25 protein-coding genes are annotated in these 25,770 nt (G+C 57.0%); 17 read left to right on the plus strand and 8 right to left on the minus strand.

Annotation, left to right across the window (positions count from 1 at the left end):
• Nucleotides 1-7: 7 nt before the first annotated feature.
• Nucleotides 8-310, minus strand: coding sequence for an XRE family transcriptional regulator (locus C9411_RS04425; protein WP_049200011.1), 303 nt, complete (start codon nucleotides 308-310; stop codon nucleotides 8-10).
• A 4-nt stretch (nucleotides 311-314) separates the two neighbouring features.
• Complete coding sequence (locus C9411_RS04430; RefSeq protein ID WP_107226503.1) at nucleotides 315-668, minus strand: type II toxin-antitoxin system RelE/ParE family toxin; 354 nt, start codon at nucleotides 666-668, stop codon at nucleotides 315-317.
• A gap of 437 nt (nucleotides 669-1,105) precedes the next feature.
• Between C9411_RS04430 and C9411_RS04435 the strand changes: the two genes are divergently transcribed.
• Both C9411_RS04435 and C9411_RS04440 read left to right on the plus strand, forming a co-directional pair.
• A complete protein-coding gene (locus C9411_RS04435; protein ID WP_063989266.1) occupies nucleotides 1,106-2,401 on the plus strand; it encodes an MFS transporter in 1,296 nt (431 codons plus the stop codon).
• A 27-nt stretch (nucleotides 2,402-2,428) separates the two neighbouring features.
• Complete coding sequence (locus tag C9411_RS04440; RefSeq protein WP_107226504.1) at nucleotides 2,429-3,235, plus strand: substrate-binding domain-containing protein; 807 nt, start codon at nucleotides 2,429-2,431, stop codon at nucleotides 3,233-3,235.
• Here C9411_RS04440 and C9411_RS04445 read toward each other — a convergent pair.
• The 3 genes from C9411_RS04445 to C9411_RS04455 form a co-directional block, all read right to left on the minus strand.
• Complete coding sequence (locus C9411_RS04445) at nucleotides 3,210-4,109, minus strand: LysR family transcriptional regulator (protein ID WP_060439473.1); 900 nt, start codon at nucleotides 4,107-4,109, stop codon at nucleotides 3,210-3,212. The two genes, C9411_RS04440 and C9411_RS04445, sit on opposite strands and share 26 nt — an antisense overlap.
• Before the next feature lie 92 nt (nucleotides 4,110-4,201).
• Nucleotides 4,202-4,567: a diacylglycerol kinase gene (locus C9411_RS04450; protein WP_060439472.1), complete on the minus strand. Its 366-nt coding sequence runs from the start codon at nucleotides 4,565-4,567 to the stop codon at nucleotides 4,202-4,204.
• A 219-nt stretch (nucleotides 4,568-4,786) separates the two neighbouring features.
• Nucleotides 4,787-5,911, minus strand: coding sequence for an N-acetyltransferase (locus tag C9411_RS04455; RefSeq protein ID WP_107226505.1), 1,125 nt, complete (start codon nucleotides 5,909-5,911; stop codon nucleotides 4,787-4,789).
• 737 nt (nucleotides 5,912-6,648) lie between these two features.
• Between C9411_RS04455 and C9411_RS04460 the strand changes: the two genes are divergently transcribed.
• The 4 genes from C9411_RS04460 to C9411_RS04475 are packed head-to-tail and all read left to right on the plus strand — an operon-like array spanning nucleotide 6,649 to nucleotide 10,750.
• Entirely contained in the window at nucleotides 6,649-8,388 is a 1,740-nt protein-coding gene (locus C9411_RS04460) for a fatty acyl-AMP ligase (protein ID WP_107226506.1), read from the plus strand.
• Nucleotides 8,385-9,299 carry an NAD(P)-dependent oxidoreductase gene (locus C9411_RS04465; protein ID WP_107226507.1) on the plus strand — a complete coding sequence of 305 codons (915 nt, stop codon included), beginning with the start codon at nucleotides 8,385-8,387 and terminating at the stop codon, nucleotides 9,297-9,299. The genes C9411_RS04460 and C9411_RS04465 overlap by 4 nt, the downstream gene beginning before the upstream one ends.
• A 31-nt stretch (nucleotides 9,300-9,330) precedes the next feature.
• Nucleotides 9,331-9,591, plus strand: coding sequence for an acyl carrier protein (locus C9411_RS04470; RefSeq protein WP_015378483.1), 261 nt, complete (start codon nucleotides 9,331-9,333; stop codon nucleotides 9,589-9,591).
• Nucleotides 9,578-10,750 (plus strand): aminotransferase class I/II-fold pyridoxal phosphate-dependent enzyme, encoded by a 1,173-nt coding sequence (locus C9411_RS04475; protein WP_107226508.1) that lies wholly within the window; start codon nucleotides 9,578-9,580, stop codon nucleotides 10,748-10,750. Before C9411_RS04470 ends, C9411_RS04475 begins: the two co-directional genes overlap by 14 nt.
• A 70-nt stretch (nucleotides 10,751-10,820) precedes the next feature.
• On the opposite strand, the gene C9411_RS04480 is transcribed toward C9411_RS04475, so the two are convergent.
• Nucleotides 10,821-11,552 (minus strand): ATP-binding protein, encoded by a 732-nt coding sequence (locus tag C9411_RS04480; protein ID WP_049213238.1) that lies wholly within the window; start codon nucleotides 11,550-11,552, stop codon nucleotides 10,821-10,823.
• Nucleotides 11,553-11,925: 373 nt separating this feature from the next.
• Between C9411_RS04480 and C9411_RS04485 the strand changes: the two genes are divergently transcribed.
• From C9411_RS04485 to C9411_RS04530, 10 genes are all read left to right on the plus strand, one after another.
• Nucleotides 11,926-12,651 carry a hypothetical protein gene (locus C9411_RS04485; RefSeq protein WP_063989258.1) on the plus strand — a complete coding sequence of 242 codons (726 nt, stop codon included), beginning with the start codon at nucleotides 11,926-11,928 and terminating at the stop codon, nucleotides 12,649-12,651.
• A gap of 30 nt (nucleotides 12,652-12,681) precedes the next feature.
• Nucleotides 12,682-13,476: a hypothetical protein gene (locus C9411_RS04490; protein WP_107226510.1), complete on the plus strand. Its 795-nt coding sequence runs from the start codon at nucleotides 12,682-12,684 to the stop codon at nucleotides 13,474-13,476.
• Between the two features lie 72 nt (nucleotides 13,477-13,548).
• A complete protein-coding gene (locus tag C9411_RS04495) occupies nucleotides 13,549-14,886 on the plus strand; it encodes a lipopolysaccharide biosynthesis protein (protein WP_107226511.1) in 1,338 nt (445 codons plus the stop codon).
• Entirely contained in the window at nucleotides 14,883-15,752 is an 870-nt protein-coding gene (locus C9411_RS04500; protein WP_107226512.1) for a hypothetical protein, read from the plus strand. The genes C9411_RS04495 and C9411_RS04500 overlap by 4 nt, the downstream gene beginning before the upstream one ends.
• 20 nt (nucleotides 15,753-15,772) lie before the next feature.
• The gene (locus C9411_RS04505; protein ID WP_107226513.1) at nucleotides 15,773-16,339 is read left to right on the plus strand and encodes a YtfJ family protein; all 567 of its coding nucleotides are present in this window, start codon (nucleotides 15,773-15,775) and stop codon (nucleotides 16,337-16,339) included.
• A 28-nt stretch (nucleotides 16,340-16,367) separates the two neighbouring features.
• Nucleotides 16,368-17,438, plus strand: a complete 1,071-nt coding sequence (lptF, locus tag C9411_RS04510) for an LPS export ABC transporter permease LptF (protein WP_107226514.1) — start codon at nucleotides 16,368-16,370, stop codon at nucleotides 17,436-17,438.
• On the plus strand, nucleotides 17,435-18,514 hold the full coding sequence (lptG, locus tag C9411_RS04515) for an LPS export ABC transporter permease LptG (RefSeq protein WP_107226515.1): 1,080 nt from the start codon (nucleotides 17,435-17,437) through the stop codon (nucleotides 18,512-18,514). The genes lptF and lptG overlap by 4 nt, the downstream gene beginning before the upstream one ends.
• Nucleotides 18,515-18,737: 223 nt before the next feature.
• On the plus strand, nucleotides 18,738-20,000 hold the full coding sequence (locus C9411_RS04520; RefSeq protein ID WP_233221872.1) for a phospholipase: 1,263 nt from the start codon (nucleotides 18,738-18,740) through the stop codon (nucleotides 19,998-20,000).
• A 236-nt stretch (nucleotides 20,001-20,236) separates the two neighbouring features.
• Nucleotides 20,237-20,995 (plus strand): ankyrin repeat domain-containing protein, encoded by a 759-nt coding sequence (locus C9411_RS04525; protein WP_199200110.1) that lies wholly within the window; start codon nucleotides 20,237-20,239, stop codon nucleotides 20,993-20,995.
• A 147-nt stretch (nucleotides 20,996-21,142) separates the two neighbouring features.
• Complete coding sequence (locus C9411_RS04530) at nucleotides 21,143-21,916, plus strand: ankyrin repeat domain-containing protein (RefSeq protein ID WP_107226516.1); 774 nt, start codon at nucleotides 21,143-21,145, stop codon at nucleotides 21,914-21,916.
• Nucleotides 21,917-22,007: 91 nt separating this feature from the next.
• On the opposite strand, the gene C9411_RS04535 is transcribed toward C9411_RS04530, so the two are convergent.
• Nucleotides 22,008-23,315, minus strand: a complete 1,308-nt coding sequence (locus C9411_RS04535; RefSeq protein WP_107226517.1) for a serine hydrolase — start codon at nucleotides 23,313-23,315, stop codon at nucleotides 22,008-22,010.
• 107 nt (nucleotides 23,316-23,422) lie between these two features.
• On the opposite strand from C9411_RS04535, the gene C9411_RS04540 reads away from it, so the two are divergent.
• Nucleotides 23,423-24,328, plus strand: a complete 906-nt coding sequence (locus tag C9411_RS04540) for a LysR family transcriptional regulator (protein ID WP_107226518.1) — start codon at nucleotides 23,423-23,425, stop codon at nucleotides 24,326-24,328.
• A gap of 326 nt (nucleotides 24,329-24,654) precedes the next feature.
• On the opposite strand, the gene C9411_RS04545 is transcribed toward C9411_RS04540, so the two are convergent.
• Complete coding sequence (locus C9411_RS04545) at nucleotides 24,655-25,428, minus strand: hypothetical protein (protein ID WP_107226519.1); 774 nt, start codon at nucleotides 25,426-25,428, stop codon at nucleotides 24,655-24,657.
• Nucleotides 25,429-25,770 lie beyond the last annotated feature (342 nt).

Consider the following 25,770-nt stretch of genomic DNA (forward strand, 5'->3'; position numbering starts at 1 on the left):
ACGGCGTCTACAGCACCACTTCGTAGTGAGAGCCGTCCGGCAGTTCAACATCCAGGCGCAATTTACCACCGGCCGCCTCAACGTAACGTTTTAGCGAAGACAGTTTCAGATCGCGGCCCGGTTTTTCCATCACGGCCACGGTCGGCTGCCGGATCCCCAGCGCCTGCGCCATTTCAACCTGCGTTTTCTGTACTTTTTCGCGCAGCTCGGCAAGGTGAATGTTCAGCATGATGTCCGCCGCCAGCGCCTGCGCGTTGGCCACGACCTCGGGCTTTTCATCCGCAATAAGCTGTTCCAGCGTTCTGCCCATCGCGTCACTCCTTCTCGTTTAATGTGTTCAGCCAACAGGTGAATTCCCGATCGGCAATCTGAAGCATTCGATCGTAAAAGCGTTTTTCATTGCCGGCGTTATTGCCCGCGCAAAGCACAATGCCAATACGGTACGGATCGAAAGCGAAGAATGCCCGCAACGGTTCGCCACGGCTCTGAATGCGCAACTCTTTCATATTGCTGTAACGTGAGCCTTTCACCGTATCGGCATAGGGTCTGGGCAGCCCGGGTCCCTTTTCCCGTAGGACCATCAATGCGGCAAGCACGCCGGCCCGATCGGCATCGTTGAGTGAGCTAAACCAGTCATCAAACACATCCGTTGTTTTAATTTCCCACACGGGACCTCCCTGCAATATAGATCAAAAACTATATAGATGTAAAGCTATAGCAGAGAGGTGCCGGGATGACATGCAAAGGCGTGCGTTGTTACTGCAAGGCTGAACGTACATCCACGCATTTTGCAAACGCAGTGCGAGGCATTCACCTTTTTACGAGCGGTATCGAACAATCGTTCAGAGGCACGGGGCGTTTCTTCGCCACCCCTTTATGAACCCTGTCACAAAACGCGCATGCCGTTTTCGACGTTCTACGCAGCGGGCGGTGAGCAATAAATTTGTTAACGCCACGTTACATCGGGTTAGGCAGTATTGTTAACGCCGATTGATGCACCAAACGCATCGCGCCATGCGTTTATTGCGCTTATTTAGTTTATTTTCCTGAGCGAGTCTTCAGCAACAGGCGCGGCGTAGGCGCCAATAGCAAACTGGAGATAAAGATGCATTCCTCTACCTCACCCATGACCACCCGGACCCGAGCCGGCGCGATCCTGCGCGTCACCTCCGGCAACTTTCTGGAACAGTTCGACTTCTTTCTGTTCGGCTTTTACGCCACCTACATCGCACACACCTTTTTCCCGGCCAGCAGCGAATTTGCCTCGCTGATGATGACCTTCGCGGTATTCGGCGCAGGTTTTCTGATGCGCCCCATTGGCGCCATCGTGCTGGGCGCTTACATCGATAAAGTCGGCCGCCGCAAAGGGCTGATCGTCACCCTGTCGATCATGGCTACGGGCACCTTCCTGATCGTATTGATCCCCTCTTACCAGAGCATCGGGCTTTGGGCGCCGCTGCTGGTGCTGTGCGGGCGCCTGCTGCAAGGCTTCTCGGCGGGCGCGGAGCTGGGCGGCGTGTCCGTCTATCTGGCCGAAATCGCCACGCCGGGCCGTAAGGGCTTCTATACCAGCTGGCAGTCCGGCAGCCAGCAGGTGGCGATCATGGTGGCGGCGGCAATGGGCTTCGCGCTCAACGCGGCGCTGGAGGAAAGCGCTATTCGCGAGTGGGGATGGCGCCTGCCTTTCCTGTTCGGCTGCCTGATCGTTCCCTTCATCTTCATCCTGCGCCGCAAGCTGGAAGAAACACAGGAATTTACCGCCCGGCGCCACCACCTGGCGATGCGCGACGTGTTTAAAACCCTGCTGAAAAACTGGCCGGTGGTGATCGCCGGCATGCTGATGGTCGCCATGACCACCACCGCGTTTTACCTGATCACCGTGTATGCGCCAACCTTCGGCAAAAAGGTGCTGCTGCTCAGCGCCTCCGACAGCTTGCTGGTCACTTTACTGGTCGCGATTTCCAACTTCATCTGGCTGCCCATCGGCGGTGCGCTGTCGGATCGCTTCGGCCGCAAACCGGTGCTGATCGCCATGGCGCTGCTGACGCTGGCTACCGCCTACCCGGCGCTCAGCCTGCTCGCCGCCGCCCCCAGCTTCAGCATGATGCTGGCCGTGCTGCTGTGGCTGTCCTTCATTTATGGCCTCTACAACGGCGCGATGATCCCGGCCTTAACCGAGATCATGCCAACGGAAGTGCGGGTGGCCGGGTTCTCGCTGGCCTATAGCCTGGCGACGGCGGTATTCGGCGGCTTTACGCCGGTGATCTCCACCGCGTTGATCGAATACACCGGCGATAAGGCTTCACCGGGCTACTGGATGAGCTTCGCCGCGCTGTGCGCCTTGCTAGCGACGCTGTATCTGTATCGCCGCATCGCCATGCCGCTGCAAACCGCACGCTAACGCGCCATCGCCATAAGGAATCATGTCATGCAGAAACTCACTCGTTCGATCATCACCCTGCTCGTGTGCGCCTCCTTCAGTACGGCGGCGCTGGCCAAAGACCTGACCGTGATGATCTCCGGCGGCTTCAAAGCCGCGCTGGAGAAACTGGCCCCGGAATATGAAGCCCAAAGCGGCGACAAAATCATTCTGGTGTCCGGCCCTTCCATGGGGAAAACGCCGCAGGCGATCCCAGCGCGGCTGGCGCGCGGAGAGAAAGCCGATGTGGTGATCATGGTGGGCGACGCGCTGACCCAACTGGACAAAAGCGGCTGGCTCCAGCCGGGTTCACGCGTGGAGCTGGCCGATTCGCCGATCGGCATGGTGGTGAAACAGGGCGCGCCCAAGCCGGCGATAAAAACGGATGCCGACCTGCGCAATACCTTGCTGCAAGCCGACTCTTTCGCCTATTCCGACAGCGCCAGCGGCCGCTACGTCAGCGGCCAACTGTTCAAAAAGCTGGGCATCGAGGAACAGGTGAAAGGAAAGGCGCATATAATTGAGCGCATTCCGGTGGCTTCTGAAGTGGCGCAAGGAAAATACGCGCTGGGCTTCCAGCAGGTCAGCGAATTGTTGCCCGTGGCGGGCGTCACCTTTATCGGCGAGCTGCCGGAAAACGTGCAGTACATCACCCGCTTCGCCGGCGCGGTAACCGCCAAGGCGGAGCACCGCCGCGAAGGCAAAGCGCTGCTGGACTTCCTCGCCTCCTCTCAGGCACAGCCGACCATTCGCGCGACCGGCATGCGAACCGTGCCGGCGCAGCAGCCGGTCAGGCAGAGTGATACTGTTCAGTAATCAGCTTTTCCAGCTCGGCGGCGACGAAAGACTGCATGCGGCCGCCGCGTCTGATGAGGCCCACGCTGCGTTTCACCACCGGATCGACCAGCGGCACCGACGTCAACACCGAATGTTCTGAAGCGGGCATCGACATGGCGGGCACGGCGGCAATGCCGATGCCCGCCTCAACCATGCCCAGCATGGTCGTCACATGGCGAGTTTCGCACACGCTGGGGCGCTCCGGCATGAGGTGTTCCAGGCGCTGATCGAGCAGATTGCGATTGCCGGAGGTTTTATCCAGCGACACGTAGTCTTGCTGATAAAATTCCCGCCAGGTGAGGCTCTTTTTAGCGGCGAGCGGATGGTCGCGCCGGCAAGCGGCCACGTAAACGTCCCCCACCAACGGCACAAATTCAAGATTAGGCTGCAGGCGCCCGGCAAAGCAGATGCCGAAATCGGCCTGGCCGCCGGTGACCGCCTCGATGACATTGCCTGCGCTGCCGTCGATCAGCTTAACGCGCACGCGCGGATAGCGAAGCCGGAAACGGCGTATCACGTCGGGCATGAAATAGTAGGCCGCCGACGGCACCGTGGCGACGGTGACCAGCCCGGTACGCTCCTGGCTGACCTTATCGATATCGGCCAACACCGCTTCGACATTCATCAGCAGCTGATCCGAACGCTCGGCAAAAGCCTGCCCGTACAGCGTCAAAGTCACGCGCCGGGTGGTGCGATCGAACAGTTTGCTGCCCAGCGCGTTTTCCAGCTTTTCAATCCTGCGGCTCAGCGCCGACTGCGACAGGCAGATGGACTCTGCGGCCAGCCGAAAATTGCCGTACTCCACCAGCGCGCGGAAGGCATAAAGATCGTTGAGATCAAAATTCACGGGCATAGCGGCCTACTCTCCTTGCTGAACGCAAAACAACGATGATAACCGCTTATATCGCCACGGCAACCGGCCTGGTGGTTGAACCACCCAAGCCCCTATCGGCCCAGCAGCACCGTTGCCCAAACAACGATAGTCAGCACCACCGCCACCAGCTGCGCTGCGCCGCCCAAATCTTTGGCGCGTTTGGATAACGGATGTAATTCCAGCGAAATGCGATCGACCACGGTTTCAATCGCCGTATTAAGCAACTCAACCACCAATAGCAGGAAACTGCAGATGATTAATAACAGCCGCTCCATTTTTGTAATATCTAAACCAAATGTAACAACCAGTAAAATGGCGTTAATAACCAATAATTGGCGGAACGCATCTTCGGTAAGCACGGCGTCAATAAACCCGGCCCAGGAATTCCTTATGCTGTAGGTTAATCGGCTTATTCCTTTTTTCTTTTCCACAGGCATACCATCTGCTCTCATCAACACTGCGACAATCACTCGCGAATAAATAACGCGGCGTGAATTTATCTCGAGTTTATTAATTAAAGACCTTAACTGTTCTCTTCCAGGAGGCGATGCATTCCCTCACGCGCCGTCACCCTGCCCCTGAAACGGCACCGCCCGAAAATGCCCTGGCGCGGTTATTATTCTGAGAACGTGAAAAGGCGATGTGTTATCAGCCGGTTAAAGCGTTTTCTCGTACAAGCGGTAGCGCTTATAGGGTACTGCGCCGATGCGTTCTAAAATCGTCCGCATGCCGGTATTGGTTTCCAGGATCCACGACATTTCCAGCGCGTCGATATTGCGCTTCGCGAAAGGCTCGCGCAGCGCCTCAATCAGCAACAGCGCAATAATCGGCCCGATGCGGCTGAATTGATATTCCTGGCGCACGCCCATCAACGGCACGCGCGCGGTGCGCACGCCGCTGACTTTCAGCCGCCACAAGAGTTTCGCCCAGCCGAACGGCAATAACCGCCCCTGCAGATCAGCAATCGCTTCGTTGATGTTCGGCAGACCGACGATAAAGGCGCAGGGGGCGCCATCCACCTCGGCGATATGGATCATATCGTCGGGCACCAGAAACTTCAGCTGATCCCCCATGGTGGCGAACTCGTGCTCGGTGAACGGGACAAACCCCCAGTTATGCTGCCATCCGGAGTTGAACACCTCGCGCAGCACCTGCATCTCCTCGCGAAAGCGCTTGCGGTTGAGGCGGCGAACGGTCACTTTTTTGCGCACCTGATCCATCATCCGGGTTAACGCCGGCGAAAAGTGCAGGTCGGTTCTTTTCATCCAATAGGCAAGCAAATCAATCCCTTCGCTGTAGCCCTGTTGCGCTATTTGCGCCGCGTAGTAGGGTTTGGCATGCGTCATCAGGGCCGATGGCGGGGTGTCAAACCCCTCGACCAACAGACCGCTTTCCTGATTGATATTAAGGCTGAACGGCCCGGTGATTTTACGCGCGCCTTTCGACCTCAGCCACTCCTCCGCCACCGTGAATAAGGTGCTGAAAACGGCGGGATCGTCAACGGCGTCAATCATGCCGAAGTGGCCGGTATCCTCGCCATGCAGCTCCCGGTGCAGAGAATCGATTTGCGCCGTGATGCGCCCAACGACTTTGCCCTGTTTTTTGGCCACCCATGCCTGCCATTCAATGTGGTCGGTGCCGGGATTCTTCTTTGACAGGTGCTCTTCGCGCTCTATATGCAGCGGCTCAATCCAGTTCGGATCATCGCGAAACAGTTGCGAGGGGAAAGCAATAAATTCTTTAAGTTCGCGTTTACTCAGAACTTTCTCAATACGGATCATAAATAGCCTTACGTTTTAATAAAATAATTAAATAAGCGCGCGACAACGCCTTTAGCATTTTTTATGCTGTTCTCATTTATTGGATTGTGTATTGCCTCCGGTTCAATGATAAGAAAAACCGAATATTACCCCCTGTGAATCAGCGCATTATTGCGCCCGACATTCACCCTGTGATGTCCGTAATTGATAAAAAAAGGAAACAGAAAGCGGCGCAGCCAGGCTACGCTAATGGTGCTCTTTTATTATTTCGTGCTATTACGGCAAAAGAAACTCGCCGCTTTTAGTGTACCGACTTTAATCAGGAGGTGTGCCACCATCTTTACCACTTAATGCTCTTTTTAAGATTAGCCTTAAATGAATCGTTCACTTTTGGATTTCTTGCGGCATACTGTTTAGGAAGTGTTTAAGTTCCAAGATAGCCATGCATGAGGTCATAACCTATGAGCCGACAGTTATTTCCTGCCCGACAGATGCAGACTAAGGAACGGCGCAGCCCGGATATTACAATAGTCTCTCGTATATCGCCAGGGTGCCGCTCAAGGCTGATAACACGGGCGACTCACGCTCTGACCGGTTAATAACCGGCGTGCCCTCAAGCACGGCAATATACGCTGTTCGCGGAATGAAGATGGTTGAATAACAAACTTATTCAAAACCTATTCATAGTAAAACATCAATTACCTCGCCAAGAGTGATTTTCTCTTTTGGTGATTTTTAATCTATGGCTAAGTTTGTCTATGTCTGAAACAAGTTCCGTTCATTCTCTTCCCATGCGCTATGCGGACTTCCCCACTTTAGTGGACGCGTTGGATTACGCGGCGCTGGGCAATACGGGAATGAATTTTTACGACCGTCGCAATCAACTCGTGACCGTTCTCGAATATCGCACGCTACAGCAAAAAGCGATCTCGGGCGCGCGGCGTTTATTGTCCCTGAAACTCAAGAAAGGCGATCGCGTGGCGCTTATCGCCGAAACCAGCGCGGGATTCGTCGAAGCCTTTTTCGCTTGCCAATACGCCGGCCTGGTGGCGGTGCCGTTGGCGATCCCGATGGGCGTGGGCCAACGCGACTCCTACACCGCCAAACTGAAAGGGCTGATCGCCAGCTGCAACCCCGCGGCGATCGTCAGCAGCGAAGAGTGGACGCCGCTGATCGCGTCGGCCACGGAAAACACCTCGGCGCTGCACATCCTCAGCGACGAGGATTTTAACGCCTTGCCAGAGCCGGAGATCGCGTTGCCCGCGCCTTCGCCCGACGATATCGCCTATCTCCAATACACCTCGGGCAGCACCCGCTTTCCGCGCGGCGTGATCATCACCCAGCGGGCGGCGATGGCGAACCTAAACGCGATCAGCCGCAACGGGATCAAGCTGCGCGCGGGCGACCGCTGCGTTTCGTGGCTGCCCTTCTATCACGATATGGGCCTGGTCGGTTTCCTGCTCACGCCGGTGGCGACCCAGCTGTCCGTCGATTATCTGCGCACGCAAGATTTCGCCATGCGCCCGATGCAGTGGCTGAAACTGATCGCCAAGAATCGCGGTACGGTGTCCGTCGCCCCGCCGTTCGGCTACGATCTGTGCCTGCGCCGCAGCAACGCCAAAGAGCTGGCCGATCTGGATCTTTCCAGCTGGCGGGTTGCGGGCGTAGGCGCCGAGCCGATCCCGGCCGAGCTGCTCGGCCAGTTCGGCGAACACTTCAGCAGCATCAACTTCGACAGCAAAGCCTTCATGCCGTGCTACGGCCTGGCCGAGAACACCCTGGCGGTGAGTTTTTCCGATCCCTGCTCCGGCCCGCAAACCAACGCGGTCGACCGCGATATTTTGGAGTACGAGGGTAAAGCGGTCGCGCCCTGCAAGAAGACCCGCGCCGTCTCGACCTTCGTCAACTGCGGCCGAGCGCTGCCCGGCCACCGCATTGAGATCCGCAGCGAAACCGGGCAACCGTTGCCGGAACGCCAGGTCGGCCATATCACGATCTCCGGCCCCAGCCTGATGAACGGTTATTTCTGCGACGATGAGTCCCAGCAGCAAATTCAGGTGACCGGCTGGATGGACACCGGCGATCTGGGCTACCTGCTGGACGGCTATCTGTACGTCACCGGCCGCAAGAAGGATTTGATCATCATTCGCGGCCGCAATATCTGGCCGCAGGATATCGAGTACGTCGCGGAATCCGAACCGGAAATCCGTTCCGGCGATGCGATTGCCTTCGTAGCCGAAGAGCACGACGAAGCGGCCAGGATCATTTTGCAAATCCAGTGCCGAGTCAGCTCGGAAGAACGCCGGGAACAAATCGTGCATTCGCTGAGCGCCCGCATTCAAAGCGAGTTCGGCATTGCGGTGGACATCGAGCTGCTGCCGCCGCACAGCATTCCCCGCACGTCGTCGGGCAAACCCGCGCGCGCGGAGGCCAAAAAACGCTGGCTGAGCGCTTCGCTCTACCCGCAAATGCCGCAGCTGGCCGGTTTCGCGCAATGAGCGGCACCGTCGCAGTGACGGGCGCGACCGGCTTTATCGGCCGGCATATCGTCAAGGAACTGCTGGCGCAAGGGTTCAACGTGCGCGCCCTGACGCGGCAAGCCGGAAAAGCCGCCATCGACAACCTGCAGTGGATACCCGGCGCGTTGGAAGATCGGCCCTCGCTCACCGAGCTGGTGCGCGGCGCGGAGTGCGTCGTGCATTGTGCGGGCCAGGTGCGCGGGCATGCGGAAGCGGTGTTCACCCGCTGCAACGTCACCGGCAGCCTTAACCTGATGCAGGCGGCCAAACAGAACGGCCGCTGCAATCGCTTTTTGTTCATGTCGTCGCTGGCGGCCCGCCATCCGGCGCTGTCCTGGTACGCCCATTCAAAACAGGCCGCCGAACAGCAACTCATCGCCGCCACGGGCGATATCGCGCTGGGGATTTTCCGCCCGACGGCGGTTTACGGGCCCGGCGATAAAGAGCTGAAACCGCTGTTCAACGGCCTGCTGCGCGGCGTACTGCCCCGGCTGGGTGCGCCCGATGCCAGGCTCTCTTTTCTGCACGTGAGCGATTTGGCAAAGGCGGTCAGCCAATGGGTACAGGCCGAACCCGCACAGCCAAATATTTACGAACTGTGCGACGGCGTGGCCGAGGGCTATAACTGGCTGCGCCTGCGGGACATCGGCGCCGCCGTGCGTCACGGGCCGGTGCGCCTGGTGGGCATTCCGCTGCCGCTGCTGAAAGCCCTGGCGGATATCAGCGTGGTGTGGAACCGCCTGGTCAAACAAGAGCCGATGCTGACGCGCAGTAAAATACGTGAATTAACCCATCACGACTGGTCCGCCAGTAATCACGCGCTGTCGCAACAGATTAATTGGTTTCCACAGGTAAGTTTGGAGCGCGCGCTGCGCGAAGGGCTGTTTTAATTATTCCCAATAGAGGTGTGTCAACGTTCTTATGCTAAATCGCGATGCTGTAATGGATTATATCCTGACGTGTTTGCAAGGTATCGTCGAAGGCGGAGTGGAAATAAAACCTGATAGCGATCTCGTCAATGATCTTGGCCTGGAATCCATCAGAGTCCTGGATCTGCTGATGATGCTGGAAGATGAATTGGATATCTCCATTCCTATCAATATATTGCTTGATGTCAGAACGCCTGAGCAACTGCTTGACGCGCTGCGCCCTTACCTGGAGAAAAACCATGGGACTGTATGATAAGTTTGCGCGGCTTGCCAATGACCGTGAACAATTTCAAACGTCCGGTTTGAATCCGTTCGGCACCTGCATCGACGAAGTCTATTCCGCCACCCAGGGCCGCATCGGCGATCAAAAGATTGTCCTCGCCGGCACCAATAATTACCTTGGCCTGACGTTCGATGCGCAGGCGATCGCCGCCGGCCAGGCGGCCCTGGCCGCGCTCGGCACCGGCACCACCGGCTCGCGCATGGCGAACGGCAGCTACGGATCGCACCTGATGCTGGAACGGGAGCTGGCGGAATTCTTCGATCGCCCGAGCGCCATCGTGTTCTCCACCGGCTACACCGCCAACCTGGGCGTCATCAGCACGCTGGCGGGGCCGGGCGCCGTGGTGTTGATCGACGCGGACAGCCACGCGAGCATTTACGATGCCTGCGCCCTCGGCGGCGCGGAGATTATTCGCTTCCGCCACAATGACGCTGCCGATCTGGAGCGCCGCATGGTGCGCCTGGGCGAGCGGGCCCGCGAGGCGATCATTATCGTGGAAGGCATCTACAGCATGCTGGGCGACGTCGCCCCGCTGGTGGAAATCGTCGACATCAAGCGGCGGCTCGGCGGGTATTTGCTGGTGGACGAAGCGCACTCCTTCGGCGTGATGGGCGAGCACGGCCGCGGCCTGGCCGAAGCGCTGGGCGTCGAGCAAGACGTGGATATCATCCTGGGCACCTTCAGCAAAAGCCTGGCTTCGATCGGCGGTTTCGCCGTCGGCGGCAAGGGGATGGACGTGCTGCGCTACAGCAGCCGGCCGTATATCTTTACCGCGTCGCCGTCGCCGTCCAGCATCGCGTCGGTGCGTACAGCGCTGCAAAAAATCGCGCGCCATCCCGAGCTGCGGGAAAAGCTGTGGAGCAACGCGCACCGCCTGTACCACGGCCTCGCCGAACTGGGGTATACCCTGGGGCCGCGCATCAGCCCGGTGGTGCCGGTGATGATCGGCTCAAAGGAAGAAGGGTTGCGTTTCTGGCGCGAGCTGATCGCCCACGGCGTATATGTAAACCTGGTGCTGCCACCGGCCGCGCCGGCGGGCGTCACCCTGCTGCGCTGCAGCGTCAATGCCGCGCACAGCGATGAAGAGATAGACACCATCGTGCGCGCCTTTGCGGCGCTGAAAAAATAAAGCCTTTCCCTCTCGGCCGCGGCGGCGGTGCTGAACATGGCATCGCCGCCCTGCCGAACGAATGCGCACCTCAGTGCGCAGCCGTTGATACGCCATCAGCCGAATAGCGATAACCCTGCGCCGCCATAAATTCCGCGATGGCTTTTTCCGCCGCCGAAAGCACCTCCCCGATCGGCCGATCGGCATCGAGATCCACGATGTCGGCGCCTTCGAACGTCAATAACGGCGTGACGGCGATCTTCTTCTCCAGCGCCGCTTTGCGATGATCGGGTTTGCGCGCGCAGGCCACGTCCAGACTGACATTCAGCTTGAGCACCAGATCCGGTTTTTGCCCCGCCATCCATTGAAACGCCGCCCGCTCGCGCGCCGCCAGCCAACGGACGAAACGGCTCCCTTCAACGTCGACGGGAAAAACCGTGCCGTCGTAAGCGCCGGGGATTTGCGCCTGCGGAAAACGGTCGGTCAACACGATGAACCCTTGCCGACGATACGCCAGCATGCGGCGAAAACGCAGCAGCCGCCGCCCCACAAAAGCGATGATTACCGCCGACGGCAGCAGGCCAATCCGGGATTTTTTCGTTTTGACTTTTTTGGTATTGCTCTCGATAGCCTTGCCCACCGAGCGCCCGAGCAGCGGCAATTTCGCCGCCGCGCGGCCGACGTTGCCCGCCTGCTTACCCAGATGCACCTGTACCGCCGGGCCATAATGTTTCATATACGCGATCAGATGTTCACAAACGGTGGACTTACCCGATCCGTCGCTGCCGATAACCGCAATCAGCGGCGGAAATTTTGCACTCATAATCAGACTCTCTTTCAATACACCAGAAACGGCGTGCCATATTTGAAGCGAACTACCGCTTATCATTGCCGTGGCGCCCGCGTGAAAAAAATTTGCCGTAACGCGACGCCCAAAAAGCACAAAATATTAAGCGAAAATTGAAAAACCCTGCCTTTTTCTCGCCGTGATCCCGGCCGGAAATTAACATAAAAAGCGAAACCGGCCCACGCACCAACAATTAGCACAAAATAACAAGAACGAACGCCATAAATATCAATTCAAATAACGAACTGGAATAGCAATCTCATTATTTTATCGCAGCAAAGCACAATAAATATCTTGAACCCAAGGCGTATTGGAATACAATAGTTTTTTTCGCATTGGATCAATTATTGTGAGTCAGCAGATAAGACCTTCATCTGATCGCTCGCCCGTGCGCGTAATAGCGATAACCGGCTGTGACGGCTCAGGAAAATCCACGTTAGCCGCCAGCCTGGTCAACGCCTTATCGCCACAAGAACCTGCCGAACTGCTTTATCTCGGCCAGTCCTCCGGGCGTATCGGCGAATGGATCAGTTCGCTGCCGATTATTGGCGCGCCTTTCGGGCGTTATTTGCTGAAGAAGTCGGAGCGCGTGCATGAGCGCCCTTCCACGCCGCCGGATAATGCCACGGCGCTGGTGATTTTTTTACTCTCCTATTGGCGCGTTTATAAATTCCGTCGCATGCTGAAGAAAAGCCGCAGCGGCGCATTGCTGATCACCGATCGTTATCCACAGGCCGAAGTGGCGGGATTTCGTTTCGATGGCCCGCAGCTGGCGAAAACCGCCGGCGGCAATCGCTGGATCCGCTGGCTGAGAAAGCGCGAACAAAACCTGTACCAATGGATGGCGTCTTATCAGCCCTTATTATTAATTCGGCTGGATATTGACGAACAAACGGCCTATTCACGCAAACCCGATCACTCGCTGGCGGCGTTGCGTGAAAAGATCGCCGTCATCCCGCACCTGACGTTTAACGGCGCTAACATATTGGATTTAGACGGTCGCGAGCCGGCCAACCGTATTTTCGATGCCTCGCTGCGCGCCGTTAAAATATCGCTGAGGGCTGCCAATGCCTAGCCGACAAATAACCTTTTCGTACCGAAACAGATGAAAAAAAATAAACTCACTGCCGAACAGGATACCTCTTCCTCCTGCATCACCGGACTGATTGCCGTGGTGGGCAGCGATGGCACCGGCAAGTCCACGCTGACCGCCGATCTGGTGAAAAACCTGCAGCAGCATCGCCCCACGCAGCGGCGCTATTTGGGGCTGATCTCCGGCGAAGACGGCGACAAAATCAAGAAATTGCCGTTTATCGGCGTGTGGCTGGAACGGCGCCTGGCGGCCAAATCCGATAAAACTCAGCGCATGAGCAACAGGCCGCCGGCGCTGTGGGCGGCGCTGATCATGTACGGCTTTTCGCTGTGGCGCGCCTCCAACCTGCGCAAGGTGCGGCAGCTGGCGCAAAGCGGCGTGCTGGTGATCAGCGATCGCTACCCACAGGCGGAAATTTCAGGTTTTTACTACGATGGGCCCGGTATCGGCGTGGAACGCGCAAAAGGCTGGCTATTGAGCCGCCTGGCGGCGCACGAACGCCGTTTATATCAACGCATGGCCGTCTATCGGCCGGCGCTGATCATTCGCCTCGATATCGACGTCGATACGGCGTTTTCCCGCAAGCCCGATCACAGCTATGAAGAGCTGAAAGACAAGATTTCCGCCATGGTGCGCCTGCAGTACAACGGCGCGCGCATCATCGAGCTGGACGCCAGAGCCCCTTACGACGAGGTGCTGAGCAACGCGCTCAACGCCATTTCCGCCGTAGTGAACCCCGCGAAGCGCCCACAGAGCGATATCGGGCAACCCGGCGAAAACGCCGGCGAAGAAACTCAGGTTTATTAAACGCATACAGGGCAAGCGCATGACGGCAGAACACAAGATGCACAAAAACAATGGTAACGGCTGGTTTAGGTTATGAAGCGGTGGTTTTCCGATGGCGCGTTTCGCTCCATTTTACGTAATGCCGCCTACTTAGGCTCCGGCAGCGTCGCCAGCGCGCTGCTCGGCCTGCTGGCGCTCTCCTGCGCCGGTAAAGGCATGTCGCCTGAAATGTTCGGCGTGCTGGTGGTGATCCAGGCTTACACCAAAGCGGTCAGCGATTTCATCAAATTCCAGACCTGGCAGTTTGTGGTGCAATTCGGCACCCCGGCGCTGGAGCATCAAAACACCGGGCGCTTCCGCGACGTCGTCGCCTTCTCCTTCGGCCTGGATATCGCCAGCGGCGTCATCGCCGTGCTGGGCGGCATGATCATGCTGCCGTTCTTGTCCCACGCCCTGGGGCTGGACAGCGAAAGTTTCTGGCTCGCCATGCTGTACTGCACCCTGATCCCGTCGATGACGTCGTCCACGCCGACCGGCGTGCTGCGCGCCTTCAACCGCTTCGATCTCATCGCCATCCAGCAGGCGATCAAACCGTTCCTGCAGGCGGTGGGCAGCGTCATCTCCTATTATTTCGATCTGGGGTTCCCCGGCTTTATCGTCACCTGGTACGCCTCTAACCTGATCGGCGGCACGCTGTTCTGGTGGTTCACCGCGCGCGAGCTGCGCCGCCGCGATATCCACGGCGCGCTGAGGCCACGGCTGTTCAACGTCGCGCGCCGCATCGAGGGCGCCTGGAACTTCGTCTGGACCACCAACATCGCCCATACCATCTGGGCCGCGCGCAACTCCTGCACCACCGTGCTGGTGGGCGTGGTGCTCGGGCCGGCCGCCGCCGGGTTGTTCAAGATCGCCATGACCTTCTTCGATGCGACGGGCACCCCGGCCAAGCTGCTGGAGAAAAGCTTCTATCCGGAGATCATGCGCCTGGATCCGCGCACCAAGACCCCGTGGCTGCTGGGCCTGCGCTCCTCGCTGCTGGCCGGCGGCATCGGCCTGGCCGTTGCGGTGTTGATGCTGCTGGTGGGCAAACCGCTCATTTCCGCGGTGTTCGGGCAGCAATACCTGGAAGCCTATGACCTGATTCAAATCATGCTGGGCGCGATCATCGTTTCCATGATGGGCTTCCCGCAGGAATCCTTACTGTTTATGGCAGGCAAGCAGCGCGCTTTCCTGATCGCGCAGGCGACGGCCTCGGCGGCCTACATTACGCTGCTGGTGTCGATGGCATATGCCTTCGGCGTGCAGGGCGCAGCCTTCGCTTATTTACTGGGGCAATGTTTAGACGTTCTGTTATCCCTGATACCGACGATCGGCGCCTACCGCAATCGCTTTATGTTGGGGCTGAATGTGCCCAAAGAGAGTAATCAATGACCGCTCACGATAATTGGAAGAAGTTCTCCACCGAAACCACCCAGGCGCTGTTTGTCGCCGTGGAAGAGGACGATCTGGTTGAGGCGAATATCAGCCTGCCGCAGCAGATCGATCTGGAATGCTCCCCCGAGAGCATTCGGGACAACTACGCGCTGTGCCTGCAGTTTTGGGAAGACGGCTTTTCCCGCCGCGAGCTGCTGCAACTGGTGAACGGTTTCCTGCAAGACCCGCAGTTGGCGGCGGCTACCCGCATGCGCTACAAATATATCCGCGCCCGCTACAAGCACCTGCGCTTCGCCCAGCAGCTGTACGGCGCCCCCCACCGCGCCAACCGCCTGTTTCATACCACCACCGTGGTGCTCGGCCATTTTCAGGACGCGTTTCGCAACGGCAACCAGAAGAACCTGACGCTGTACGGCAACCTGCTGCGGCTGCTGCTCAGCAAGCCGGTATGGTCGTACGTGCGCTATGCGCTGCGCCACACCCGCCTGGAAAGCGCACAGGGCTTTATCACCTACCGCCAGGAGCAGATGCGCCAGCTGCAAACGCTGATCGCCGGCCCGGCGCTGACCGGGCACCAGTTCCACGACGTGCGCAAAATCGTCAGCCGCCAAGTCTCGTTTTACGACACGCTGAGATCGATCGATCCCGACAACCGCGAAGCCCGGCAGATCTCGCGCTTCCTGGCGGCGATTAACGGCCTGATGGGCGACCGGCATGACGTGATGGTGGCGGACAAGCTGGCCGGCGGCGATATCTATGATCGGCCGGCGATCCTGGATATCGACATCCGCCAGCGCCTGGAACTGCTGCTGGCGCGCTTTCCGCTGTCGTTTTCCCAGCCGGCCATCGCGGCGGGCAGATAAGCGCGTTGCGCGGAGCCATGATGACGTTACGCCGCTTGCTGATCCTCGCGCTGCTGCTGTCGCCGCTGGCGGCATCCGCGCATAACTTCGTGCATGGCCAGCCGGTGGCGCCAATAGCCATCGCCGATCGCGGCGAGCTGCTGCTGCGCAACGGCGATTTCAGCTACCGGCCGTGGAACAGCGCAAAGCTGGCGGGCAAGGTGCGGGTGATCCAGTACATCGCCGGGCGCACCTCCGCTAAAAAGAAGAACTCGCTGCTGATCAACGCCGTCAAGGACGCGAACCTGCCGGGCGATCGCTTCCAGCCCACCACCATCGTCAACACCGACGATGCGATACCGGGCTCCGGCTTCTTCGTGCGCGGCAAGATCGAGAAAAACAAGCGCCATTATCCCTGGGCACAGTTCATCGTCGACAGCGACGGGCTGGGGCGCATGGCCTGGCGGCTGCCGGAGGAGAGCTCCACCATCGTGGTGCTGGACCAGGCCGGGCGCGTGCAGTGGGCGAAGGATGGCGCACTCACCCCACAGGAAGTTGACCAAGTGATCGCCCTGCTGCGCACCCTGATCGACCGGGAGACGCCATGACGCGCACACCGCCGGGAGCCGATGACGCATGTCTTTGATTGAACGCTATATCACGGTTGAGATCCGCCGCCTGGTGATGATGATCGCCGGGTTTCTGATCTTCATGTTCGCCAGCTACTCCGCCCAGCGCTACCTGACCGACGCCGCCAACGGCACGCTGGCGCTGCGGGTGGTGGCCGACGTGGTTTTCTATAAATCGCTGATCGCGCTGGAGATGATATTGCCCGTCGCGCTGTATGTTTCGGTGGCGGTGGCGCTGAGCCAGCTGTACAGCGATGCGGAGATCACCGCCATGCTGGCCGCCGGCGCCAGCCCGCTGCGGCTGTATAAGGCGGTGCTGATACTGGCCGTGCCGCTGGCGATAGCGGTTACGCTGCTGTCGCTGTATGGCAGGCCCTGGGCGTACGCCAATATCTATCAGCTGCAGCAAGAGTCGCAGTCGGTGCTGGACGTGAGCCACCTGCAGGCCGACAAATTCAACGTCAGCGGCAACGGCCGCATGATCCTCGCCAATCACGTCGACAAAACGGCCAACCACCTGACGGACGCCCTGATTTATGTGCGCGGCGGCCATCACACCAACCTGTACCGCGCGCAGTCGGTGGAGGTGATCGACGCCTCCCCCGCCAGCCCCGCCGTGCGGCTGAAAACCGGCACCGCCTATGTGCTGGATCGCCAGGGCACCGACGACAACGGGCAGAATTACGACAACTTCGACATCGCGCTCAAACCGTTCGTGCCCAGCGCCGAGAGCCGGCACAAGTCGGCCTCGCCGGCGGAGCTGGCGCGCTCCGCCGATCCGGGGGACGCCGCCGAACTGCAATGGCGCGAAAGCCGCGGGCTGACCACCGTGCTGATGGTGCTACTGGCGATCCCCTTTAGCCGCATCAAACCGCGACAGGGCCGCTACGCCGCGCTGCTGCCCCTGACGGTGCTGTTTACCGTGATTTTCTATGGCGGCAACATTTGCCGCACGCTGGTCGCCAACGGCTCTCTGCCGACGATCCCCGGCGTTTGGCTGGTGCCGCTGGCGATGGCTGTCGGCATCGCCCTGCTGCTGGCGCGCGACTTATCCCTGCTGCGGAAACCCTCCCGATGACTATTTTTAGCCGTTACCTGATCCGCAACGTGTTCATCGGCTTCGCCGCCGCAGCCGGGCTGCTCATCCCGCTGTTCACCACCTTTACGCTGATCAACGAGCTGGAGGACGTGACCCCGGGCGGCTACCGCTGGCAGCAGGCGCTGCTGGTGACCGTGATGACCCTGCCGCGCAGCCTGGTCGATCTGGGGCCGTTTATCGCGCTGCTCGGCGGCATCGTCGGGCTGGGGCAGCTGTCCAAAACCCTGGAGCTGACCGCGATCCGCTCCGCCGGGATGTCGATATTCCGCATTGCGCTGGTGATGCTCGCCGCCGGGCTGCTGATGAACCTCTCACTCGGCGCCCTCGATGAGTGGGCCGCCTCGCCGCTGCAGCAACGCGCGCTGCAAATGAAGAACAACGCCCTGGCGCAGTCGAACGATAACGACGTCACCGTTAACCCGCTGTGGGCGCGGCACGGCAACGAATTTGTGACGGTCAAAACCGTCGATGAGAACGACCAGCCCCACGGCATTGAGATCTTCCGTTATCGGGCCAACCGCGCGCTGGAATCTTACATTTACGCCGACAGCGCCAGCACCGCCGCCGACGGCAGCTGGCTGCTGCACAACGTAATGCAGAAACGCTGGCAAGGCGGAAAGGAGACGATTGAGCGGCAAAGCAGCCTGCCGTGGCGCTCGCTGTTCGCCGTACCGAGCCTGAAAGAGCTGACCCTGCCGGCCGGCAGTTTCTCGCTGCAACAGCTGGAACGCTATATCGATTACCTGCAAGGCTCGGGACAGCCCAGCACCGAATACCGCCTGGCGCTGTGGAAAAAACTCGGCCAGCCCCTGCTGGTGCTGGCGATGATTTTGCTGGCCATCCCGTTTACCTTCACCGCCCCGCGCGCCCCCGGCATGGGCAGCCGGTTAGCGCTCGGCGTCATCATCGGGCTGCTGACCTACATCGCTTACCAGATCGTCCTCAACCTGGGATTGCTGTTCGCCCTGAACGCGCCCTTCACCGCCCTCGCCCCGCCGCTTTTGATCCTGGCGCTGGCGTTGGCGCTGGTGTATCGGTTTGATCGGCGGGGTTAAAAACCCGCAGCAGCCTTTGGAAAACAAGAACTTTCCGGTTAACATTTGGCCCGCTTTACAAATTGGCCTGAGCCGTTATCATCCCTTATCTGGTGTCCTATGCGCCGTCAGCTATCGCTGACTGCCGTTCGATAACATGCCCCTCAGGGGGCCATCGAGTGCAAGGAGTGCGAGCGCCAGCCTGAACAGGCCAAGACGCAGCAAGCAAAGGAAGAGACACGCTATGTTTTCCCGTTTGAAACTGCTGTATATCGCCGATGATATTATTTCACCTGATGAATTCCCCCGTATAGTCAGCCCTTCCAGCGCCTGTCACGGCCTTTCATACATGCCGGACAATGACATTCTGTCGCTTTTTTCTGGTTTTCGCGGTGGCGAACGGATCCGCCGTGAAGTCGGCGTTACGCAAAACGGAATAAGCTCTAACCTGCGCGCAAGAGTGCAGAGCGACCTGATGAGCGGCATTGTCGTAGCGGTCGAAACCCGGCCCGGCGTGTTGGCGACGATGGGGCCATTTTACGCCGACATCGACGGCTACCTGATACCGCAGGGGAGACAAGAGCCCAACTACCCGGTGGACAAGATAGTGAAGCGGTACGAAGAGGCCGTGAAGTCTTACGGTGGCCGCCGGGCGCGCCCGTCCGTCTTCCCGGCACAAGTCACGCGGGCCAAACCGGCCCTTCGCCCGGATATCCCGGCGCAAGGTGGAAGAGCCTCACAGTCGGCCGTGTCTGGCCCCTTGACCAAAGCGCAACGCTGGCAGGAGCGAAAATACCTCATTGGCCGCGGGCAACGGAGTATCTACCCGGACGCCCGAATCGCCTCGGAACGCCTGGCGGCAAACAATGTCGCCGTCGAGAAGGCAAAGCTGGCGGAGAATATCTACAAGACCACGAATCCGCTAAAGGATACACCCGGCGTTCCCGAGGGCTGGAAAGATATCAGTAACGATAATGCGGCCCTGAGTAAAATTGGGCTAAACAGAAATATGCTCTTCGACAGAGATGAATCTCCGGATTTTTTGGCAAGGGTATATCAACCTGATAGCACTGTTTTTGGTAAAGAGATGAACCCAACGGTCGTGTTCAGAGGATCAAGAGCGCCAGAGTTCCCGGAGGGAATCGGCAGCGCCGCCAAAAAGGCCCTTAGGGGCGATTTGTCAGGAATTAAAAATGTGAATGACTGGATAAATAATGGTGCTCAGGGGATGGGGACGAGCTCAGACTATTATAAACAGGCGGTTAAAATAGGATTACAAGTAAAGAACTCCTCCGGTGTCGATATTTCTGGTCATTCATTGGGCGGGGGAATGGCCTCAGCTGCATCAATGACCAGTGGAAAACCCGCCTGGACGTTTAATGCAGCCGGGCTCCATCATGGAACTGTAGGGAAATACGGAGCTGAAATGATTGGTTCAGCCAAGAACATACAGGCCTATCGAGTTGAGGGAGAACTATTAACTACGTTACAGGAGGTTAATAACTAAAGTGACTATGAGCTTATAAAAAATGCCCTGCCCGATGCTTTGCAAAAACCCTGGGGCACAGCATTGCCTTTCACCTTGAAAGAGTGGTCATCACTGGCGCTGCCTGATGCCGCCGGCATACCACACACTCTTGCCGGTGGGACAGGAACCTTGCTCGATAAACACGGTATAGACCAGACAATAAAGTTGATTGAAGATCAGAAAGACGAGGATGTCGCCACCATCAGGGGGAGAATATGAGCAAGTGGATAATGGCAATGGCGTTACTGTTTACTGTTCTCATGATGCAAGGATGCAAAAAAAACATGGAATATGAACCACAGGATTTTTTTGAAGGCCGTCAATTGGAAGTCGCACAGCTGATTTATGATGGCGATGAAGTGAAACTGAATGAGAAGCTTCCGTCAATAAGCAAGGAAGAACTGAATCGACCAGTGAAAGCAGACATGACCCTGCTGTTTTGGTCGGTGTTGAACTCAATCTATGATAAAAACACGCCGGAAAGGCTGAAAATAATAACCGACCTGGTTAAAGCTGGCGCAGACCCGTTGCAGCCCAGACCAGAGGGAGGAAGCAGCCCGGCGGAATTCGTCATGAAAGCCGACAAGGGGATTTGGGTCAAAGCCATGCTCGACGGCGGTTTACCGCCAAACGCAAAAGATAAGGTATTCAATGAGCCCATTGTATTCCAAACAATCAAAGCCAAGAACACTGAAACGTTAAAGGTGATGCTGGATTATGGCGCGGATATAAATATCAGAGACTCCTTGCAACAAACCTTATTAATGGATGCTTTTTTTAGCTCAGCCTTTGAGCACATGACCCTACTGCTCAATCGAGGGGCAAATCCTAACCCGGTAAATATAAACAATATTTCGCTGTTAACAGCAGTGAATCGGCAAATAAAAGACAGCCAAGATGGCTCAGAATACAATGAACAGTGTAGGAAAATACTCGAGCTCATGCTTTTGAGAGGAGCAAAGGAAACGCAGTAATTTCATCAACGCAGATCTGACAGCTGCCGGTTATTATACTGGGGCTGTCAGGTTACATCTGGTTTTCGATACACACGCTATAGACCACGCAATAAAACGGATTGAAGACCAGAAAGACGAGGATGTCACCATTCTCAGGGGGAGAATATGAGCAAGTTGATAATGGCAATAGTGCTACTGTTTACGGTCCTCATGGTGCAAGGATGCAACAAAAGCATGGAATATGAACCACAGGTTTTTTTTGAAGGCCGGCAGTTGGACATCGCACAGCTGATTTATGATGGCGATGAAGTGAAACTGAAAGAGAACCTTCCGTCAATAAGCAAGGAAGAACTGAATCGACCGGTTAAGGCAGACATGACCCTGCTGTTTTGGTCGGTGCTAAACGCAATCTATGATAAAAATACGCCGGAAAGGTTGAAAATAATAACCGTCCTGGTTAAAGCGGGTGCAGACCCGTTGCAGCCCAGACCGGAAGGGGGAAGCAGCCCGGCGGAATTTGTCATGAAAGCCGACAAGGGAATTTGGATCAAGGCCATGCTCGACGGTGGTTTATCGCCAAACGCAAAAGATAAAGTATTCAATCAACCCATTATATTCGAAGCGTTAGACGCGAAAAACCCTGAAACGTTAAAGGTGATGCTGGATTATGGTGCAGATATAAATACAAGAGATTCATTGGGGAATACCATATTAATAAGCTCCCTGGATTCTCGTTCATTTGATCATACTATACTTCTGTTGGAAAGAGGCGCAGATAATAAAATCAAGGGTAAGTTTGGTTGGACTATGGGCAATCAGCTCCAACGCTTTATAGATAGAGGTGTAGGCGATGCCGAGGATAAAGAGAAAATTAACAAGATAAAAGAGTTATTAATTAAGAACGGTGGTGACTGGCCTCCACTACCTGTAGAGAATTAAGACTCCCCTAAGGTCAACGTCGAAGACATGGAATATACCGCTCAGGGGCTGAATGGCAACCGCCAGCCAGCCCCTGCTTGCCCAGCCGACGTTAACGCAATGCCTTCGCTATCGCACTAAACATCAGCGAGGCCTCCAGCGGTTGCGCGCTGAAAGAAGGCTCCGCCTGCGGCCAGGTAGACCACTGGACGATCACCAGATTCTCCGCCTGATTGACCATGATCATCTGGCCGAAGATCCCCAGCGCCCACAGGGAATGCTTGAGGGATGCCTGCGGAGCGGGTTCTACGTTGGCCGCATCCACCGGCACTTCGTTGTTCCACCACTGGAAGCCGTAGATGCCGTTAGGATGGGCCGCCGATACCGAGCCCGCCGCCCGCGTCCAGTTGGCCGACTGGGCTACCCAATCGGCCGGCAAGATCTGTTTGCCGTTCGGCAACGTCCCGTTATGCATAATGAACTCGCCGAAGCGCCCCCAGTCTTCCAGCGTGGCGTTGAATCCATGCGCGCCCACGTCGTGCTGGCCTTTGGCATAGGCATGCCACACGCCATCGCTCGCCATGCCGTAGGGCTGCCAGATGCTTTGCTCAAGATAGGCCGCCAGCGGCATGCCGGTGGCGCGCTCCAGCACGTCGCCCAGCAACCACGCGCCGCCGGAGGAGTAAGACCAGTTCTGCCCGGCCGGATGCGCACGCTGCAAACCGGCTACCAGCTTGCGCACGCAGGCGTAGGTACCGGGCCTGGCTTCACACTCGGTCAGCTGCGCGAAGTCCGATTTCGGGTTGGTGTAATCCTCATTCCACGCCACGCCGGAGGTGTGGGTGATCAGCTGCCTGAGGGTCACGCCGTCCCACGCGGTGCCTTTCAGATCGGGTTCGTATTGCGTGATGAGATCGTCGAGCGAGCGGATTTTGCCCTGTTTAATCGCCACGCCCGCCAGCGTGGCGACCACGGATTTGCCCACGGAGCGCGACGTCCACAGCGTGGCGTCGGTATTGCCCTGCCCCAGATATTTCCAGGCGATTTTGCCGTCTTTCAGCACCAGCATGCCGCTGACGTTCTGGCGCTGCAGGTAATCCTGCAGGCTGTAGGTTTTGCCATTCACCCGATAGCTGGCGTCCGTTAGCGGTTTAGCGGCAGCCAGCAGCGGCGCGGCATTGCCGTGATGGAACACATCCCCCGCATAGTTGCGGTAGTCGTTACGAAAACCGATCACCCGGTCGCTCTGGCTCCAGGTGAGCATCTTGTGGGTGTCCGGCAATTGCGCATCGAAAGGCGCGGGACAGGCGCTGAGTTCTGTGCCCGCACAGGCGGCCAGCGCGGCGGGCGCCAACAGGCCGCTGCAGAGACTGATGACAACGCCCGCCAGCAGGCTGCGGTTAAACACTTTGCTTTTCATATTTTTTCTCGCTTAGCTCAGGAAGGCGTTCAGCTTAAAAAAACGCGGCCTATAATAAAAAACGCCTGATGGGGGAAAATCCCCCGAAAAATCGACTGGAGAACCGCGTGCCGAGCCTGATTTATTCCTTTGCCCAACTGGAAGCCTTCACCGCCGTGGCCGAGCACGGCAGCCTGGCGAAAGCCGCGCTCAAGCTGGGCAAAGACCGCACGACGCTGCGCGATTTGATTGATTTTCTCGAGGATGGCTTGGGCTATGCGCTGTTCCTGCGCGAGGGGCGCAGCCTGCACCTGACGCCAGAGGGCGAACAGCTGCAGCGCCAGGCGCACCTGCTGATGCGGCAGGTGAAAGCGTTTGAGGCATTTGCCAAAGACGTGCCGAAGAGCGCGGCGCAGGAAATTTCGCTGGTTTACGATCCCTTTACGCCCCGCGCGTTGCTGCAGGCACTGATTGCCGCCATGACCCAACGCAACACGCGCCTGAGCCTGATTAACGCCTCGCGCGACGAAGCGGAAAGCCTGCTGGCAAACGGCCAGGCCGATCTGGGCATCTGCCAGGCGCGCCATCGCAGCGTGGGCGACGCCATGGAGTGGCGCGCCTTAGGGGCGATAGAGATGGATTTTTACGCGTCTAAAGCGCTTTTCCCCGGCGCGGAACAGCCGCTCTCGCTGCTGGAACTTTCGCTCACACCGCAGGTGATCATGCACCCGGACTCTGACGAACCCGTGGCTCGCCGCCTGCAAATTTCCGGGCATACCATTTTCACCAACGAACTGGAGATGCTGCGCGCCCTACTCGAACAGGGCTGCGGCTGGGGCTTCCTGCCGACGCATATGCATGCGGAACGGTGGAAAAACGTCAACACGCTGCGCACCGAAGTGGGCAGCCAGGGGATCAGCCAAACCATGGTGACCATCTGGAAGCCGGGCAATGACCGGCGGGCGCTGATTGATGAGACGCTGGGGTTGTTGCCGGGGTTGTGGCGGGAGTTGGGGGTGAAAAGTTGCTGCTAGATTAGCGGTGTTGTTACCGATAGTCGGTCGTAGAGCTCATTGCCCGTGTTGCTTTTTCGATCGTTCTTAAGCGGGGGCGGCTTTGAGCGAGTATCAGGAGTTCGCAATTGTTCTCACATAAGTTGTATGTATTCCTAACATTTTTGTGTATTAGCAAATGGGAGGCCGGTCATGTTCCTATCTACACAGATAAAAGACGGTTGCTAACCCACTGCCATTAATCCATATACAAGCAGATTAGTAATGCCTGTTATCGGCACTAAGCGGACATGTATGGATTACGCAAAAAATGGCTACAGAAACGGTAGCCATTCACCATTCAGAAATCAAAAACTTGGAGAATATTTCACAGGAGACATAGCACCTTTCTTTCTTAGAACATCCGGAATTTTTTTACCAAGATAAATCTTTGTTATCTCAGGAGGTGCTACTCTTCCTCGGAATCCAAAGCGAAATTTTTGAGTAGATTCAAACTCATCGTCTGCATCCCATGAAGGCATCTCTGGGAAATTATCACGAGTAGATTTGAGCCACTCATCAGCAACATACACTCCCCTTACGATTCCCTTCACTGTAGCCAGTATGACTTCAGCCTTACAGGCACGTTCAACGTTTACGCGCCAACTAAAACGTACGGCATCATAGAGGTCTACATCTTTTGAGCTTCTGTTAACCGATATCATTAAGACTTTATGCTGGAACACAACTGTTTCAGGTTGGTATGTGGCGATTAACTCTTTAATGTGCGCAGCACCATATTCATTACTGCCAGCACCATTCATGATGTTAGTTAAACCGGGATAGGCGTCTATAAGTGCGGCCTCAACCTCGTAAGCAGTCTTTTGATCAGACATTCCATGTCGATGGATAACATGGATGACTTCAAGACCTGCTAGTCTTATTTCCCTAAGTTGCTTTAGTTTATTACTAAGTAATTCATCATCATCAGCTGCCGCAACCTCACCACGCATATGAGCAAATACACGGTTACCTTTCCCTTTCCCTACGTAGAAAGTACTTCCATCTCTTGGATCAATCAATCGGTATACATACCAACCAAGATGTTCCATAACTCCCGGTGGAAACTCATTAATATCCATGTCAAAACGCCTATCACTTGATTTAAAAAGCATTAATTAAACATAACACTGCCATTTAATGACTTATAGCACCCATCAATTTCCCCCATGTAGTTGATACAGTGAAAAATTAGCTCTAGGCACAAAGCAGCCTTCTCCCGAGGAACACACCTTACCGCACTTTCCGGCAATAAAAATCCGCCATCCGAAATAATTAAAAAAACAATAATAAATAAAATTTATTATTAACTATTTTTGCATTTTATTATTTCCCCCTCCCACAAACAAATCTCCCCCCCAACTCCCCCTAGCACCGCCCCCGCCCTTTCCCTACAATAAGGGATCTGTTGAGGCATAACGCAA

Origin of the sequence: Serratia sp. Nf2, assembly GCF_003028435.1 — a bacterium.
Taxonomy (GTDB): Bacteria; Pseudomonadota; Gammaproteobacteria; order Enterobacterales; family Enterobacteriaceae; genus Serratia; species Serratia marcescens_L.